15 protein-coding genes are annotated in these 18,520 nt (G+C 33.4%); 14 read left to right on the top strand and 1 reads right to left on the bottom strand.

The features are described 5' to 3' along the window. Positions 1–43: 43 nt before the first annotated feature. The 8 genes from ACXAG4_RS04630 (at position 44) to ACXAG4_RS04595 (ending at position 8,776) form a co-directional block, all read left to right on the top strand. Positions 44–907, top strand: a complete 864-nt coding sequence (locus ACXAG4_RS04630) for a tetratricopeptide repeat protein (protein WP_475294901.1) — start codon at positions 44–46, stop codon at positions 905–907. Between the two features lie 49 nt (positions 908–956). After that, complete coding sequence (locus ACXAG4_RS04625) at positions 957–2,729, top strand: BatD family protein (RefSeq protein WP_475294900.1); 1,773 nt, start codon at positions 957–959, stop codon at positions 2,727–2,729. Between the two features lie 27 nt (positions 2,730–2,756). Further along, positions 2,757–3,515, top strand: a complete 759-nt coding sequence (locus ACXAG4_RS04620) for a tetratricopeptide repeat protein (RefSeq protein WP_475294899.1) — start codon at positions 2,757–2,759, stop codon at positions 3,513–3,515. Positions 3,516–3,571: 56 nt separating this feature from the next. Then, positions 3,572–3,874: a hypothetical protein gene (locus ACXAG4_RS04615; RefSeq protein WP_475294898.1), complete on the top strand. Its 303-nt coding sequence runs from the start codon at positions 3,572–3,574 to the stop codon at positions 3,872–3,874. An 85-nt stretch (positions 3,875–3,959) separates the two neighbouring features. Further along, positions 3,960–5,561, top strand: coding sequence for a SulP family inorganic anion transporter (locus ACXAG4_RS04610; protein ID WP_475294897.1), 1,602 nt, complete (start codon positions 3,960–3,962; stop codon positions 5,559–5,561). Between the two features lie 16 nt (positions 5,562–5,577). Then, entirely contained in the window at positions 5,578–6,222 is a 645-nt protein-coding gene (locus tag ACXAG4_RS04605; RefSeq protein WP_475294896.1) for a carbonic anhydrase family protein, read from the top strand. 9 nt (positions 6,223–6,231) lie between these two features. Beyond that, complete coding sequence (locus tag ACXAG4_RS04600) at positions 6,232–6,900, top strand: DUF2490 domain-containing protein (protein ID WP_475294895.1); 669 nt, start codon at positions 6,232–6,234, stop codon at positions 6,898–6,900. A 13-nt stretch (positions 6,901–6,913) separates the two neighbouring features. Then, positions 6,914–8,776, top strand: a complete 1,863-nt coding sequence (locus ACXAG4_RS04595) for a SulP family inorganic anion transporter (protein WP_475294894.1) — start codon at positions 6,914–6,916, stop codon at positions 8,774–8,776. 61 nt (positions 8,777–8,837) lie between these two features. On the opposite strand, the gene ACXAG4_RS04590 is transcribed toward ACXAG4_RS04595, so the two are convergent. Next, on the bottom strand, positions 8,838–9,374 hold the full coding sequence (locus tag ACXAG4_RS04590; protein ID WP_475294893.1) for a CvpA family protein: 537 nt from the start codon (positions 9,372–9,374) through the stop codon (positions 8,838–8,840). 66 nt (positions 9,375–9,440) lie between these two features. On the opposite strand from ACXAG4_RS04590, the gene ACXAG4_RS04585 reads away from it, so the two are divergent. The 6 genes from ACXAG4_RS04585 (at position 9,441) to ACXAG4_RS04560 (ending at position 18,518) form a co-directional block, all read left to right on the top strand. Then, on the top strand, positions 9,441–9,797 hold the full coding sequence (locus ACXAG4_RS04585) for a hypothetical protein (RefSeq protein WP_475294892.1): 357 nt from the start codon (positions 9,441–9,443) through the stop codon (positions 9,795–9,797). Between the two features lie 189 nt (positions 9,798–9,986). Next, positions 9,987–11,006 (top strand): phenylalanine--tRNA ligase subunit alpha, encoded by a 1,020-nt coding sequence (gene pheS / locus ACXAG4_RS04580; protein WP_475294891.1) that lies wholly within the window; start codon positions 9,987–9,989, stop codon positions 11,004–11,006. Between the two features lie 159 nt (positions 11,007–11,165). Continuing rightward, positions 11,166–13,610: a helix-turn-helix domain-containing protein gene (locus ACXAG4_RS04575; RefSeq protein ID WP_475294890.1), complete on the top strand. Its 2,445-nt coding sequence runs from the start codon at positions 11,166–11,168 to the stop codon at positions 13,608–13,610. 98 nt (positions 13,611–13,708) lie between these two features. Beyond that, complete coding sequence (locus ACXAG4_RS04570; RefSeq protein WP_475294889.1) at positions 13,709–14,209, top strand: GbsR/MarR family transcriptional regulator; 501 nt, start codon at positions 13,709–13,711, stop codon at positions 14,207–14,209. A gap of 4 nt (positions 14,210–14,213) precedes the next feature. Beyond that, positions 14,214–15,353, top strand: coding sequence for an efflux RND transporter periplasmic adaptor subunit (locus ACXAG4_RS04565; protein WP_475294888.1), 1,140 nt, complete (start codon positions 14,214–14,216; stop codon positions 15,351–15,353). A 27-nt stretch (positions 15,354–15,380) separates the two neighbouring features. After that, on the top strand, positions 15,381–18,518 hold the full coding sequence (locus ACXAG4_RS04560; RefSeq protein WP_475294887.1) for an efflux RND transporter permease subunit: 3,138 nt from the start codon (positions 15,381–15,383) through the stop codon (positions 18,516–18,518). The last annotated feature ends 2 nt before the right edge of the window (positions 18,519–18,520 follow it).

The following is an 18,520-nucleotide window of genomic DNA, read 5'->3' as shown; positions in this document are numbered from 1 at the left end:
ACAACACAAGGTTTTATATATTAAAATATTGAAACAAAAAAAAATGAAACGTTTACTACCATTAATATTAACACTGTTTGTAGCAGTTTCTTTTGCGCAAAACAACAAAGAAAACAAACAGGAATTATTGGCTTTACAAAAGGCTAATAACTTTGTTTATGAAGGTAATAAAGTTATTGAAGAAGATTTTGTGTTGGCAGAAATGGAATACCGTAAAGCCATATCACAAAACCCAAATTCTATTTCAGGAAGCTATAATTTAGGCAATGCCTATTACAAATCGGGCAATTTAGATGAAGCCTTATACCGCCACCAAGAAGCAGCTAACAAGAGCGCTTCAAAAGCAGAAAAACATAAAGCATTTCACAATATTGGTAATATTTTAATGCAAAATAAAAAATGCACAGAAGCTGTTGAAGCTTATAAAAACGCATTAAGAAATAACCCAACAGATGATGAAACACGTTACAATTTGGCCTTAGCAAAAGAGTGCGCTAAAAACGAACAAGAAAATAAAGACCAAAACGAAGACGATAATAACCAAGAAAACAAAGAAGACCAAGAGGAAAAAGACCAAAACGAAGACAAAAATAAAAACAACGATAACGAAGGAGATAACAAAGACGAACAAGAAAATAAAGACGAAGGCGACGAGAAAGAAAAAGAAGGTGAAGACAAACAAGATGAAAACGGCAAGCCTGAAGATGAAAAAGACGATAAAGGCAAACAAGGCGATAAAAAAGATGATGAAAAAAAGCAACCGCCAAAGCCACAACCAGGGAAAATGTCGCCACAACAAATAAAAAACTTGCTAGAGGCCATGAATAATCAAGAACAAAAAGTTCAAGAAAAAATGAACGCCGAAAAGCAAAAAGGTGTAAAAGTAAAAACTGATAAAGACTGGTAAAATGAATTACAACAAAAGTCTTGTAAATCTAAACCTGTAAATTATCATTATGACGTTTAAAAAAAATATATCAATACTAATTTTATTACTAGTTTCAAGCATAACTTTAGCACAAGTTAAGTTTGAAGCCAAAGTAAGCAAAACTAAACTTGGTGTAAATGAACGCTTGCGCATAGAGTTTGAAATGAATGAAGATGGCGATAATTTTAATCCGCCAAGTTTTAATAATTTCACAGTTGTTGGTGGCCCAAATCAATCAGTAAGTAATTCTTGGATAAACGGCGTAAGAACCTATAAAAAAACATACACCTATTTTTTATCACCCCAAAAAAGAGGTGTTTTTACCATACAACAAGCCACTATAACAATAAAAGGCGAAACTTATAAAACTACACCAGTTAAGGTTGAGGTTACCGCTGCGGTTGATATTCCAAAAGACCCTAACGATCCTAATTTTATAGCTTCAGAAAATATTCATTTAGTTGCCGAAGTCTCAAAAACCAACCCATATTTAAATGAGGCTATTACCGTAGTTTACAAATTGTATGTATCGCCAAAAATAGCGGTTGATAATTGGAATGAAATTGATAGTCCGCGCTACAATGATTTTTGGAGTCATAATATTAGTACACAAGGGCAAAAGGTGCAAAATGGCACTTATAAAGGTGAAGATTATCGTTATTTAGTTTTAAGAAAAACGGTGCTTTATCCGCAAAAAACAGGTAAATTAAATATTGAGCCACTAACGCTAGATATTGCAATGCGTGTGCCCACAAACAGGCGCGATATTTTTGGTAGTTTGTTAATGACACGGGTTAACAGAACCATTTCTGCAGGTAATAAAACCATACAAGTTAAAGCCTTGCCAGAAACAGGCAAACCGCTAGATTTTACGGGCGCAGTGGGTGATTTTAATTTAGATGTTTCGGCATCAAAAACAGAACTTGATGCCACAGAATCTTTACAAGTAAAAGTAAGTGTTAAAGGTAACGGAAATTTAAAATTATTTAAGTTGCCAAAAGTATCGTTACCAAGTTCTTTAGAGGTTTTTGAGCCTGAACATACTGAAAATGTGAAAACAAATTTATCAGGTATGAACGGTTTTATTTCTGATAGTTATACTGTGGTGCCACAATATAAAGGCAAATATCCAATACCAAGTATTTCCTTTTCGTATTTCGATTTAAAAACCGAAAGCTACAAAAGGCTATCAAGTGATGAAATTGTAATAAACGTGTTAAACGGGCCAACTTCAAACACAAATGCAGAAAATAATGCAGTAGCAAATACTAATAAACAAGCGGTAATTGCAAACAATAATCAGTTTGCATTTATAAAAACCAAAACCAGTTTTCAAAATATAAAAGAAGCTTATTTCTTTAAAACATCACTTTTTTGGAGTTTATTGTTGCTGCCATTTTTGGCTATTCCGTTAGCTATTTTTATAAGAAATAAAAAAGCAAGTAGAGACGCCGATGTTTATGGAAACCGTATTAGAAAAGCCGATAAATTGGCCAGAAAATATTTAAAAGGTGCTAAAAAATCGTTGGGTCAAAAAGAAGCGTTTTACATTGCTTTAGAAAAAGCTTTGCACAATTATTTAAAAGCAAAATTACACATTGAAACCAGTGATTTTAGCAAAGAAAAAATAACCACACTACTTAAAGAAAAACAAGTAGATGAAACTACCATAAATCAATTTATTGGTATTATTGAAAACTGTGAGCTTGCAAGATATACACCCATTGATACGGTAACAATGCAAGAAGATTACGAAAAAGCAGCAACAACCATTTCGTTAATTGATAAACAAGCAAAATAAAGCCAAACAAAACAAATTGAAGCACTAATGAAATATATAATTTACATATTAATTGCTTTTTCAAGTTTTGGTATTAATGCACAAAACCAAGATTTGTTTGCACAAGGCAACGCGCTTTACAATCAAGAAAAATATGCAGAAGCCATTGATAAATACATGGCTGTTTTAAATACTGAAAAACATTCGGCAGACTTATATTTTAACCTAGCCAATGCGCACTATAAACTTAATAACATTGCTCCTAGTATTTATTACTATGAAAAAGCATTAATGTTAAACCCAAATGATACTGATATTAAAAACAACATTGCTTTTGCTAAAAACATGACTATTGATGCCATTGATGTTGTACCCGATGCTGGTTTTTCAAAATTAGTTAAAAGTACCACCAATGCTTTTACTTTTGATACTTGGGCTACAGTTGCAGTAGTATTAGTTTTTTGTTTTGTTATATTGTTTTTAGTGTATTATTTTTCATTTTCAACAGTTGTAAAAAGACTAACATTTATTAGTAGTATTATTGCATTAACGGGTGTTTTTATAACCTTAGCATTTGCATTTCATAAGTTTAGCATAGATAAAAAAAATAATCCGGCTATAGTTTTTGTACAAGAAGCAAAAATTAAAACAGACCCCAATTTACGAAGCGAAGAAGCTTTTAGGCTGCACGAAGGCACCAAAGTACAAGTTCTTGAAACTTATAATAATTGGAAAAAAATTGAATTATCCGATGGTAAAACAGGTTGGATAAATTCTGAAGACATAAAATTGTTGAAAGATTTTTAATAGTAAATTAATAATTATTAACCTATATTTGTTTGTAACCAAACTTCAACACTAAAGTGTCTGTTCGTATAATATCAATATTTTTCTCGTTTATTTTTGTGGTGTTTTTAACAACGCCAACAATAGTAACGCTTATTGATAGTTCTATTGATATTTCAATGTATTATACATCTGCTGAAGAAGAAGAAAAAGGACATGAAAAAACAAAAAACTGCGAGAAGTTGTTTTTTGAAAACCCATATTTGGAGTCTTCTTTTGCACTAACTGAAACTGAAGACAATTTAGGGTATTACATAAAAAAATACCCCAAACCTCATTTAAATCTTATATCGCCACCACCAGAAGTAAACATAGTATAATTGTAGTTTTTGGCGGTATAATTTCTCCGCTCAAGTTAATTTTAAAACACAACCTAATTTATATGTTGGGTTAAAATTTATATATATGTTTAAAACAATTAAAAATGATTTACCGGCAAGTATTGTCGTTTTTTTCGTAGCACTACCATTATGTTTAGGTATTGCTTTAGCAAGTGGTGCACCACTTTTTTCAGGCTTAATAGCAGGTATAGTTGGTGGTATAGTTGTAGGTGCTATTAGTGGCTCTAACATTGGAGTTAGTGGTCCAGCTGCAGGTTTAGCAGCTATAGTTTTGGCTGCAATAACATCTTTAGGCTATGAAAACTTTTTAGTAGCTGTTGTTATTGGCGGGGTTATTCAATTATTATTTGGTGTATTACGTTTAGGTATTATTGGGTACTTCTTTCCATCATCAGTAATTAAAGGCATGCTTACAGGTATTGGTATCATTATCATTTTAAAACAAATTAGATTCTTTTTTGGAATGGATGCTAATGTTGAAGGCAATATTGATTTCCTTAAAGTAGAATGGAACAATTTATTATCGGGCCTTTTAAACGATATTAATGCTTTATTAAGCGGAAATATTAGTATGGGCGCTACTTTAATAGGTGTGATTTCAATAGGTATTTTATTATTATGGTCTAACGTATTATCAAAAAAAGGAAAAATATTTCAGTTAGTACAAGGGCCATTAGTGGCTGTAATAGTTGGTATTGTTTTTTATCTTTTTACTAAAGATGGCGCAATGGGCTTAGTAGATAGCCAATTGGTTTCTGTTCCTGTGCCAGATAGTTTAGACAGCTTTAAAAGGCAATTTAGTTTCCCTAATTTTTCGGTAATTACCAAACCAGAAATTTGGTTAACAGGTTTTACAATTGCTTTAGTAGCATCATTAGAAACTTTACTTTGTGTTGAGGCTACAGATAAACTAGATCCGCATAAAAATGTAACACCAACAAACCGCGAGTTATTTGCACAAGGAACAGGAAATATAGTTTCTGGTATGATTGGTGGTTTGCCAATAACACAGGTTATTGTGCGTAGTTCTGCTAACATTCAATCAGGTGGTAGATCAAAAATATCAGCAATCATCCACGGATTTTTTCTATTAATTTCAGTTATTTTAATTCCAACGCTTTTAAATAAAATTCCATTAGCAGTATTAGCGGCCGTTTTATTTATAGTAGGTTTTAAACTAGCAAAACCATCAACTTTCAAAAGCATGTTTGCACTAGGTTGGAAACAGTGGGTGCCTTTCATGGCAACAGTTTTACCAATGGTAATTACCGGAGATTTACTACTTGGTATTGGTTTAGGTTTAATAGTTGGTATTTTTATAATACTATTAAAAAGTTTTCAAAACTCTCACTTTTTACACAAAGAAGGTGAAGATGTTGACGACGGAAAAATAAAAATGACCCTTGCCGAAGAAGTAACCTTTTTTAACAAAGGTGCTATTTTAAATGAATTAGACAAAGTTCCAGAAAACTCATTTTTAGAGTTAGATGTGAAAAACACAAAGTATTTAGATAACGATATTATTGAAATTCTTGAAGATTTTGGGTTAAAAGCCAAAGAAAGAAACATAACAGTAAAACTAGTATCACAAAGAGGCGAAGAAGAAAACCCAGAAAGTTATATTGAGTTTTTTAAAAAAGAATTAAAACCTAAATACAAAAATTAGAATACTAATAACAATATTGAAAAAAACACATATGAAAGCACATACACAAGAAACCCAAGCAACAATGACACCAGATAAGTCATTGCAATTTTTAAAAGAAGGTAACCAAAGATTTGTTCAAAACTTAAAAGCAAACCGTAACCTTTTAGAACAAGTAAATGATACAAAAGAAGGGCAATTCCCATTTGCAACCATTTTAAGTTGTATAGATTCAAGAGTATCAGCAGAATTAGTTTTTGATCAAGGTTTAGGTGATATTTTTAGTGTAAGAATAGCAGGAAATTTTGTTAATGAAGACATTTTAGGTAGCATGGAATTTGCCTGCAAACTTGCAGGTACAAAACTAATAGTAGTTTTAGGTCATACAAGTTGTGGTGCTGTAAAAGGCGCTTGTGATCATGCCGAAATGGGTAATTTAACAAAGCTAATTCAAAAAATTACACCAGCAGTAAACGCAACAACAGAACCTAAAGATGAAAGTTTACGTAACTCAAAAAACTTAGATTTTGTTGATAGTGTTTCAAAAAAGAATGTAGAACTTACTATTGAAAGAATACACAATGAAAGCCCAATTTTAAGCGAAATGGAAAAAAATGGAGACATTAAAATAATTGGTGCCATGTATGATGTTAACACAGGAGCTGTTAATTTCTACGAATAAAAAGTTAACATGAAAAATAAAGCATTTAGAGTGGCATTAACCTTTGCGTTAATGCTACCTCTATTTATAAGCGCACAAGACAGTAATTTTGGTAATTGGTTAATTTACATAGGTAATAAAAAACTTAATAGTAAATGGAATATTCATAATGAAGTTCAATACCGAAATTACAATGCTATAGGAGATTTAGAACAGTTATTATTAAGAACAGGCTTAGGCTATACCTTTAACCAAGGTAAAAACAATGTACTTTTAGGCTATGGCTACATACTTTCAGAAAACTATTTAGGTGATACTGATACTAAAGCATCTGTAAACGAACACCGAATTTTTCAGCAATTCATATCAAAACAAAAAATTGGAAGTGTAGGCTTAAGCCACAGATACCGTTTTGAACAACGTTTTGTTGAAGAAGATTTCAAAATGAGATTTCGATATTTTTTAGCATTTAAAGTGCCATTTAAAACAAAAGAAGATAATCAAAGTAAGCTATACGTATCGGCTTATAATGAAATATTTCTAAACACAGAATCATCAGTTTTTGATAGAAATAGGGTTTTTGGAGGTTTAGGTTATACCTTAAATGAAAATATAAGATTTGAAGCCGGTTACATGAATCAGTTTTTTGAAACCTCAAGCAGAGATCAATTTAACATCATAGCATTTGTTAATTTATAACTAATTTAACCTCATGAAAAACCTATTTTCAAATATAAAAGGCGATGCTTTTGGCGGCATAACTGCCGGAATTGTTGCTTTGCCCTTAGCTTTAGCTTTTGGTGTATCATCTGGTTTAGGGCCCAGTGCTGGGTTATACGGTGCCATATTTATCAGTTTTTTTGCAGCACTTTTTGGTGGTACTAATACGCAAATTTCTGGTCCTACAGCGCCAATGACTGCCGTAAGTATGGTAGTTATTGCAAGCATTATTGCTGTAAATGATGGCAATGTTGAAAAGGCGTTACCAGCCATTTTAATGGTGTTTTTTTTAGCAGGTTTAATACAAATAGGTTTAGGTGTTTTAGGCTTAGGCAAATACATTAGATACATTCCTTATCCAGTAGTTTCTGGGTTCATGACGGCTATTGGAGTTATAATTTTACTAACCCAAATTTTACCAGCAATTGGTTACTACCCAAATGAAGACGAAGCATTTGTAAAAACCTTTGAAGCTCAAGCAAAAACAAATGTGTTAAGCAATGTTTTAAAAGAAAATGTTGGAGATAAAACCTTAGTTTTAGATGCTTTAAATAAAACCATTAATGATGCCGAAAGTATTACACAAACAGATATAATTAATGAAGCCAAAAACATAGCTAAAAGTAAAGCAAAAAAACCACAAAGTGTTATTACGCTGTTGCCAAGGGCACTATCAAATATTAATTGGTTAGAGTTTGCATTAGCCTTAGGTACAATTGTTATAATATACGGTTTTAAGCGTATTACAAAAGCAGTACCAAGCACATTAGTAGCTTTGGTTGTAATGACAGGCATAGCAATTGGTTTCAAACTAAATTACAGACCAATAGAAGCTATACCAAGTGGTTTTCCGGTGCCAAATCTAGAAGTATTTACTAATTTTAAAATAGGCAGTATTATGCCTTATTTTTTCACAGCATTAACATTAGCATTGTTAGGCGCTATAGATTCGTTGTTAACTAGTGTAGTGGCCGATAATATGACCAAAACCAAACACAAACCCAATAGAGAATTAGTTGGGCAAGGTATTGGTAATACTATTGCATCGGTTTTTGGTGGTATTCCAGGAGCAGGCGCCACTATTAGAACGGTTGTAAATATTCAGTCTGGTGGAAAAACCAAACTATCAGGTATGATTGCTGGTGTATTGCTACTCATTATTCTTTTAGGGTTTAGCGGTATAGCATCAAAAATACCTACCGCCGTTTTAGCAGGTATTTTGCTAACAGTTGGTATTGGTGTTATGGATTATAAAGGCTTAAAAGCCATACCAAGTATGCCAAAAGATATAAAAATTGGACCAATACGCTTGAGTTCAGAAGTATTAATTATGTTTATTGTATTACTACTTTCAACCTTTTGGGATTTAATTTTTGCTGTAGGTATTGGTTTAGTAATTTCATCTTTAATGTTTATGAAAAAAATTGGGCATGTAACAGCTCAAATGTCTGATGTGAAACCTTTAAAAGAAGAAGCTTGGGATGATGAAATAGGGTTTCCTGAAAATTTAAAAGAAGAGGTGTTTATAAAACACATAAAAGGACCTTTGTTTTTTGGCTCAACTAACGATTTTCAGCAACTAGCAGCTCAAATTCCAACCACAGCAAAAACAGTAATTTTAAGGTTTGGCAGAATGCAATACATGGATCAATCTGGTTTGTACGTTTTAGAAGATATTTTACTAGATTTAAGAAAAAACGGCGTACAATTTTTGATAGTAGATTTATTACCGCAACCGCGCTATTTAATGGAACGTATTGATATTATTCCAGATTTAGTTCCAAACGAGCATATTTTTAAAACATTTGACGACTGTTTACAATGGATTAAACAAAACGTAAAAAACAAGTATTAGTAAATGTTTTAAGATAAGTCTATTTAAAAAATAATTAAAAAGTCGCATGAAGCGGCTTTTTTTATGCCTCTAAATTTAAATCAGCTTCGTCAGCATCATCCGCATCTGCATTAGTCTTATCACCCAAAATACTGGGGAAAATTGTTGGCACTAAATTTTTAACAGGATGGTATAAAACAGAAGCTTCTAAATCTTCTTCATCAGCAAACGGAATAGTTTTATTAAACCTATCAAAAATAATTAAAACCACGCTTAAAATAGCAGCAATTTTTAAGGCACCAAAAGCGGCACCTAAAATTTTATTAATAATACCTAAAGCAGCAAAATCGGCTAATTTGGTTAATGCTTTACCAGCAAGCGCAATAGCTAAAACAATAACCACAAACGTAATAGCAAAGGCAACAACGTTAATAGTTTTTTCGTTCCAATCAACCTTTTCAATTAAAAATTCAGCAGCAAAATTACTAAAATGTATAGCGCCATAAACACCAGCAACAAGCGCAATTAATGAGGCTACTTCAACAAAAAAACCTTTCATTAAACCACGAATTAAACCAAATAAAATCAATGCGCCTAAAACAATATCAATAACAGCCATAATAATACAATTTCAACAAATATAAACTAACTTTGCAACTTTCAAACTTATACTTTAAACTTACATATGTCTAGAGACCAAGAACTAAAAGAACGTTGGGAGCAGGTAGTGCAAAAACTATCAAGCCAATTTGCAGATGGAGACACTTTAGATCTTGATGCCATAATTTACCTTATTGGCGTACAAGAACTTGGGCAACTTAGCCGCAGCTTTAAAAAAGACCAAAAGCTAGACCTCATGCATATTGCCATTTGTAAATTACTAACACCTTATGGCTATTATGAGCTAGATTTTGTTGATGAAGATGGGTGGCCACACTACAAAATGTTAGAGCAACTACCCAACCTAAAAGCAGGCGAACAAAGCATTTTAATGAAAGAAGCCATAGTAAACTATTTTCTAGAAACCGCATATATTAATTAGGGCGTTCCCTTACAGGTCGGGCTTTCGCTACTCAATCTTTTTACTTTTTCAAAAAAAGCAAAAAGGATTTCAAACAAATAGCTCAATCCCTAACGCAAACCAAACCACAGTAATTTTACACATAAGTTGGCCGTTTCAACCCTTTAATGCCATTTTTTTAATTAAATTTGCTACCTATTTTTAAACATCATGATTGATAAATTAAAAGAACTTATAGTCGAAGCCGAAGCTTTTAAAGCACAAACAAAAGATGAAGTTGAAACTTTCCGTATAAAATACTTAGGTAAAAAAGGATTGTTAAATGAATATTTTGCAGAGTTTAAAAATGTAGCCAATGAGCAAAAACGTGAATTTGGTCAAACCATAAATCAGCTAAAAAAAACAGCCGAGGATAAAGTAAAAGCCTTAAAAGAAGAGTTAGAAAGTAACGAAGAGGTAAAAGGCATTTATGGCGATTTATCGCGCCCAGGCGAACCCATACAAATTGGAGCACGCCATCCAATTTCAATAGTTAAAAATCAAATTATCGATATCTTTTCGCGCATAGGTTTCAACGTAAGCGAAGGCCCAGAAATTGAAGACGATTGGCACAATTTTACAGCGTTGAACTTACCAGAATACCATCCAGCACGCGATATGCAAGATACGTTTTTCATTCAAACCAATCCAGATATCTTATTACGCACACATACCAGTTCGGTACAAGTGCGTTATATGGAAAACAATAAACCACCAATCCGTACCATTTCACCGGGTCGTGTATATAGAAACGAAGCTATTTCGGCGCGTTCACACTGTTTTTTCCACCAAGTAGAAGGCTTGTATATTGATAAAGATGTAAGTTTTGCAGACTTAAAACAAACCCTACAATATTTTACAACCGAAATGTTTGGTAAATCTGAAATTAGGTTGCGCCCATCATACTTTCCATTTACAGAGCCAAGTGCCGAGGTTGATGTGTATTGGGGTTTAAAAACTGAAACCGATTACCGTATTACAAAAGGCACCGGCTGGCTAGAAATTATGGGCTGCGGTATGGTAGATCCTAACGTATTAGAAAACTGTGGTATAGATTCTAAAGAATATTCAGGTTTTGCATTTGGTATGGGTATAGATCGTATTGCTATGTTATTACACCAAATAGGCGATATTCGTTTATTAAGCGAAAACGATGTGCGCTTTTTAGAGCAGTTTAAATCGGCACTTTAATAATAAAATTGTAGTTCTGTCCCGAAATTTCGGGATCAGGATCTAAATAAAAAGATAACAAACTTAAACCCTGAACTTATCAGGGTTTTTTTATTCAGAAAAGTATCACACCTTGCTTTTTCATAAAACTAAAACTATCTTCATACATATTTTTAAAACATGAAGGAAAACAAAGAACTTGACCTCGCTTGGAGTTTTGTTACCAAAACCAATCGTAATATATTTTTAACTGGTAAAGCAGGTACTGGTAAAACTACGTTTCTTCATAAATTAAAAAAAGAATGCCATAAGCGTATGGTGGTTGTAGCGCCAACAGGTGTTGCAGCTATTAATGCCAAAGGTGTTACTATTCATTCATTTTTTCAAATGCCTTTTGGTCCTATTTTGCCAAATGATAATTTGCAAAGTAGCTCTAAATTTAGCCGAAAATTCAATAAAACAAAAATAAATATAATCCGGTCACTCGACCTTTTGGTTATTGATGAAATAAGTATGGTTCGTGCCGATTTACTGGACGGCATCGATAAAGTTTTACGTCGTTTTAAAAACAAAATGTTACCATTTGGCGGCACACAATTACTCATGATTGGCGATTTGCAACAGCTATCGCCAGTAATTAAAGAAAACGAATGGCAATTATTACAACCCTATTACAAAAATGCTTTTTTCTTTAGTAGTTTGGCATATCAGCAAAGTAAAGCCATAACCATAGAGTTAAAACACATTTACAGACAAGAAAATCCCGTTTTTATTACTATTTTAAATGAAATTAGAAATAATAAATTATCGCAACAATCGGCCAATGAATTAAATAAAAGATATCACCCTAATTTTATAGCAAACGAGGAAGATGGTTACATTTCGTTAACAACCCACAACCGAAAAGCCATTGCCACCAACGAGCAAAAACTATCCGATTTAAATGAAAAACCCAAAACCTACAAAGCATCTATTGATGGTAACTTTCCAGAGCATGCATACCCTAACGATGCTATTTTAGAGTTAAAAGTAGGTGCGCAAGTTATGTTTATAAAAAACGATAGCTCTCAAGAAAAGGAATATTTTAATGGCAAAATAGGTAAAGTTATTGCTTTAAATAAAGACGAAGTTGTAGTGCGTTGTCCGCAGGATAATTTCGATATTACTACAAAATTTGAAACTTGGGAAAACATAAAATACACCGTAAATAGCGAAACAAAAGAAATTACCGAAGATAGAATAGGCAGTTTTTCACAAATTCCGTTACGGTTGGCGTGGTCTATTACCATACACAAAAGTCAAGGGTTAACCTTTGAAAAAGCCATTATTGATGCCGAATCTGCCTTTGCGCATGGGCAAACTTATGTGGCGTTAAGCCGTTGTAAATCTCTAGAAGGCTTGGTGTTAAAAAGTAAAATTTCTCCGCAACAAATTATAACCGATAGCCATGTGCTAACCTTTAACGAAGAAGCTGCAAATAACGAGCCAGATGAAGAGGTTTTGTTAGAATCGGAGCGCGATTTTCAACTCGATTTAATTGCCGAACTTTTTAATTTTTATGCCTTTTTATATCCTACAAATCGTGTTTTAGATATTTTTTACAAAAACAGAGGCAGTATTGAAGGTAACGTTGAAACGTCAGCAATTACAATAAAAGATACCGTTTCAAATTTGCTAAAAGTTGGTAATACTTTTAAAAGTCAATTGCAACATTTAGTTGAAAAAACCGAAATACCAGAAACCAGCGAACCATTACAACAACGTTTTGCAAAAGCCGTTAACTATTTTAACGAACAAACTAAAACCAATATTGAAGCATCTTTAAAAGCTTTAAATTTTACAACCGATAATAAAGCAGTAGAAAAAGATTTAGAAAAACAACTTGACATTTTAGAAGAACTTTTAACCGAAAAACTACTGTATTTTAAAGGCTTACCACGCGCCTTTAGTGTAAGTTTTTATTTAAAATTACGAACCGATGCCGTGTTTATTGCCAAAAAGCAACCTAAAAAACAACGTAAACAAGTTATTGATGGTACTGTAAATGTTGATCTTTTTGAATTGTTACGCGTATTGAGAAATGAAATTGCTGAACGCGAAGATTTAGCACATTTTCAAATTTTTACTCAAAAATCACTTTATGCCATGTGCGAATTATTGCCAACAAATACAAAAGAATTACTGGCTATTCATGGCATGGGTAAAACTAGAGTAGATAAATATGGTAAAGAAATTTTAGAGGTTATTACCAAATTTGTTGAAGAAAACGATATTGAAGTTACCAACCAAGTTGAGTTAGAAGAAGTAACTAAAAAGCCAAAACGCCAAAAAGGAGATACTCAAAAAGAATCATTAAAACTCTTTAAAAAAGGAAAATCTATTGAAGAAATAGCTAATATACGCGAACTTAATGAAAACACTATTTTTGGACATTTGGCTAGTTTTATTCCTTCAGGTGAAATAAAAATAACCGATTTAGTGTCTTTAGAACATTACACCGAGTTAAAAGAACTTATATCCACAAAAACATTCGAAAATCTTTCCGATTTAAAAGCACAACTCCACGATAAATATAGTTATGGTGAAATTAAACTCGTTCTAAATGAGTTAAATAGCGCATTTTAAGATTTGTTATAATATATTTAACAACACTTTAACTTCGTTTAGTTCGGTTTATTCCGAACCTAATATATATTTGCAGCATGATATTTTAGAATTATGTTATGACTAAAGATATATGTAGCAAAAAAATGGCACTGGTTGAAAAACTTGGTGTGCATTTAGAAAGCAGAGAAAAACTTGCGCCTGTTGCTGCGCGCATTATGGCGTACGTTATTTTAACAGGTAAGCGCGGTACTACGTTTGATGAAATGGTTACCGTACTTCAAGCTAGTAAAAGCACAATTTCTACGCATTTAAACCACTTACAAGATTTAAAGAAACTGGAATACTTCACTAAAACTGGTGACCGTAAAAAGTATTTCATCATTAATAAAGATTCTGTTTTGCATCATATTAATGAAATGATTAAAGAATGGGAAGAAGTGGCGGCACTTCATAAAGAAATGAAAGCTTACAAAGAAGCCATTAACGAACATATTACAGATGAAGAAGAAAAATTCGATTTAACCTTTCATAACGATTATTTGCGATTTGTAGAAGATGCTTCGGCTTCAATAGAAAACTTAAAAGAAAACCTAATTAAAAATAAATTCAACCTTTAAAATAATGACAACAAATAAATTAATTTCAATATTAACCATAGCTAGTGTGTTTCTAGTCGTGGTTAGCTGTGGTAATAAAGACAATGCGCAAGCAGCTGCAGCGCAACAACAGCAAGCCTTACCATTTCCGGTAACGCAAATTCAAACTCAAACGGTAGAAGGTTTTAACGAATATCCTGTAAATATAGAAGGTATTGTAAACAGTGATGTACGTGCAAAAACTTCAGGATATATTCAAAAAGTATTGGTAGACGAAGGTGCTAGAGTACGCAAAGGTCAACCACTTTTTAGGTTAGAAACGCAATCGCTAAGTCAAGATGCCGAAGCGGCAAAAGCACAGGTAAATGTGGCTCAAGTTGAGGTTGATAAGTTAAAACCTTTAGTTGAAAAAAACATTATTAGTCCGGTACAATTAGAAACTGCAAAAGCCAATTTAGCACAAGCCAAAGCGGCTTACAGCAGTATTGCTGCCAATATTGGTTATGCAACGGTAAAAAGTCCGGTTGATGGTTACGTGGGTTCAATCAATTTTAGAGAAGGCGCTTTAGTGAGTGCTGCCGATGCAACACCATTAACGACGGTTAGCGATATTAGTAAAGTATATGCGTTTTTTACTTTAAACGAAGCGCAATACATAGACCATTTAAAACGAATGAAAGGTCAAACAAAAGCTGAGCGTATTAAAAATTCGCCAGACGTTAGTTTAGTATTGGCAAATGGCGATATATATTCTGAAAAAGGTCGAATTCAAACCAGTACTGGTCAAATTAGTGAAACAACGGGAACCATTAAAGTAAGAGCAGCTTTTGATAATCCAAACGAACTTTTAACTAACGGAAACAGCGGTAAAATACGTATTCCTTCAACTTACGAAAATGCAGTAGTTGTACCACAATCGTCAACCTTTGAACAGCAAGGTAAAGTGATGATTTATACCTTGGGCGAAGACAATAAAGTAAGCAGTAAAATTATTGAAGTTGAAGCTAAAGTAGATAATCTTTACGTGGTAAAATCGGGTATAGATGCTAGTACAAAAATTGTAGCATCTGGTGTTTCAAAATTACGCGATGGTATGCCAATTGCACCACAAGAAATTCCGTTTAACGAAGCCACTAAAAAAGTAGCTACTTTATTTAAAAACTAAATTATCCCTTAAACATATTTATTAGTTATGTTAAAAACATTTATTGAAAGACCAGTGCTTTCAACAGTAATCTCTATTATCATAGTTATACTAGGTGTTATCAGTATAACATCCTTACCTATAGAGGAATACCCAGATATTGCGCCGCCAACTATTAAAGTTACGGCTAACTATACAGGTGCAAACGCAGAGACTGTTTTAGAGAGTGTAATTGTACCTATTGAAGAGCAAATTAATGGTGTAGAAGGTATGACGTATATTACTTCTACAGCATCAAATAATGGTACTGCCGAAATTACCGTGTATTTCGACCAAACTATGGATGCCGATATTGCTGCGGTAAACGTACAAAACCGTGTAGCACGTGCAAATCCGTTGTTACCTTCAGAAGTTATTCAAACTGGTATTGTAACGCAAAAGCAAGAAACCAGTGCATTAATGTTTATTGCTATGTATTCTGATAGTGAAGACTATGATGCTACTTTTATTCAGAATTACTTAAAAATAAACGTAATTCCTGCAATGCAGCGTATTAAAGGTGTTGGTGATGTATCTGTATTTTCGCAACAAGATTATGCTATGCGTGTTTGGTTAAAACCTGAAAAATTAGCAGCTTATAACTTAATTCCATCAGATATTACAGCTGCTTTAAACGAGCAGAATTTAGAAGCTGCAGCTGGTTCTTTAGGTGAAAATAATGGTGAATCGTTTTCGTATATTTTAAAGTATAGCGGACGATTTAAAGAAGAAGGACAATATGCAGACATCGTAATTAAAGCTTTAGGAAATGGCGAATATTTACGCTTGAAAGATGTCGCAGATATCGAGTTAGATGCGCAATCCTATTCATCTAACGCTACAAGTTTAGGTCATCCAGCGGTATTTATGGGAATTTTCCAAACCAAAGGATCTAACGCTGCCGAAATTATTGAAAACATAAAAACCACCTTAGACGATGTAGAACAAGGTTTGCCTGATGGCTTAAACTTCTTTGTACCTTACGATACAAGTTTATTCTTAAACGCATCTATAGATAAGGTAATTAGCACACTTTTAGAAGCCTTTTTACTGGTGTTTTTAGTGGTGTTTATCTTCTTACAAGATTTCCGTTCTACATTAATTCCTGCAATTGCAGTACCGGTTTCTATTATTGGTACCTTCTTTTTCTTGAATGTCTTTGGCTATTCCATAAACCTATTAACACTTTTCGCATTAGTGTTGGCTATTGGTATTGTGGTAGATGATGCTATTGTTGTGGTAGAAGCCGTACACGCCAAAATGGATGAAGGTGAGAAAAAACCAAAAGGCGCCACCTTAAAGGCTATGAGTGAAATTTCGGGTGCTATTATTTCTATTACGTTGGTAATGGCAGCAGTATTTATTCCGGTAACTTTTGTAACTGGTCCAACAGGTGTATTTTATGAGCAGTTTGGTGTAACCTTAATTATTGCCATCTTAATTTCAGCAGTAAATGCCTTAACCTTAAGTCCGGCATTGTGTGCATTGTTATTAAAAGAACATAAAGATGATGAAGAATTAAAAGGAAAAAATGCACTTCAAAAATTCTATACATTATTTAACAGAGGATTTGATGCAACGGTGAATAAATACGGTAAGTCATTACAGTTTTTATATAAAAATAAGTTTGTATCAGTAATGTTATTAATCATTGCTGGTGTAGGTATTTATTGGGCTGCAACAACAACGCCAACAGGCTTTGTACCAAATGAAGATAGAGGAATTATTTTTGCTAACATAGAATTACCTGCAGGTGCATCATTAGACCGTACCGAAGCAGTAACTAAAGAATTATACGCAAAAATTAAAGACCTTGATGGTGTAACAGACGCCAGTTTTATTAAAGGACGAAGTTTAATTAGTGGTGCTGGTAGTAACTTTGGTATTGGTTTCGTGAAGTTAGACGATTGGTCTGAAAGAGAATCTGAAGCCTTATCTGCACAAGCCATAACCGGAAAATTATTTGGTATTGCGGCTACCATTCCAGAAGCAAAAATTATTTTCTTCTCGCCACCAAGTATTCGTGGTTTTGGTAACTCAGCTGGTTTTGAGGTGAATTTATTAGACAAATTCGGTGGTGAATTTACCGATTTAGATAAAGCAAATAAAGAGTTTGCAGCAGCCTTAATGAGTCATCCAGAAATTCAGTATGCGCAATCGGCATTCAACACTAATTATCCGCAATACGAAATGGAAGTTAATGTGCCTTTAGCAAAAGAAAAAGGTGTGGCTATTAACAGTATTTTCGGGACGCTTCAAGGGTATATAGGTGGAATTTACGCCTCAGATTTTAGCCGATTTGGTAAACAGTATCGTGTGTACATTCAGTCCTTACCAGAAGACAGAGCAGATGAAAACGACCTAAACAGTATGTATGTTAGAACAAGTTCTGGTGAAATGACGCCAATTACACAGTTTGTAACCTTAAAACGTGTGTATGGTCCGCAATCGGTAACGCGTTTCAACCTATTTAATTCAACAAATATAACAGGTGCAACCAATCCTGGATTTAGTACAGGTGATGCCATTAGAGTGATTGAAGAAGAAGTAGCAAAATTACCAAGTAATTACACCGTTGCCTATTCTGGTTTAACACGAGAAGAGGTAAATGCAGGTAACCAAACCACGTTTATTTTCATCTTAAGTATTCTGTTTGTGTATTTCTTATTAAGTGCGCAGTACGAGAGTTATATTTTACCATTTTCGGTGTTATTATCGCTGCCATTTGGTGTATTTGGTGCGTATATAAGTACGAAATTCTTCGGATTAGAAAACAATATTTACTTCCAAATTGCACTGATAATGCTGGTTGGTCTGTTGGCTAAAAACGCCATACTTATTGTTGAGTTTGCATTGCAACGACGCAAACAAGGTGAAGGTATAGTAGATGCAGCTATTCATGGTGCCAAAGCACGTTTACGACCAATTTTAATGACATCATTCGCCTTTATACTTGGGTTAATGCCGCTTGTATTAGCCAAAGGTGTTGGTGCCGAAGGAAACAATTCTATTGGTACAGGTGCAGCAGGTGGTATGTTAATAGGAACCATTTTAGGTGTATTTGTTATCCCAATTTTATTCATCTTTTTCCAATGGTTACAAGAAAAAGTATCGCGTAAACCAGAAGTAGAAACAATTGAAGCTTAAAA

It is taken from the genome of Seonamhaeicola sp. ABD4_175 (genome assembly GCF_056160885.1).
This window is presented reverse-complemented; position numbering and strand designations above follow the sequence as displayed.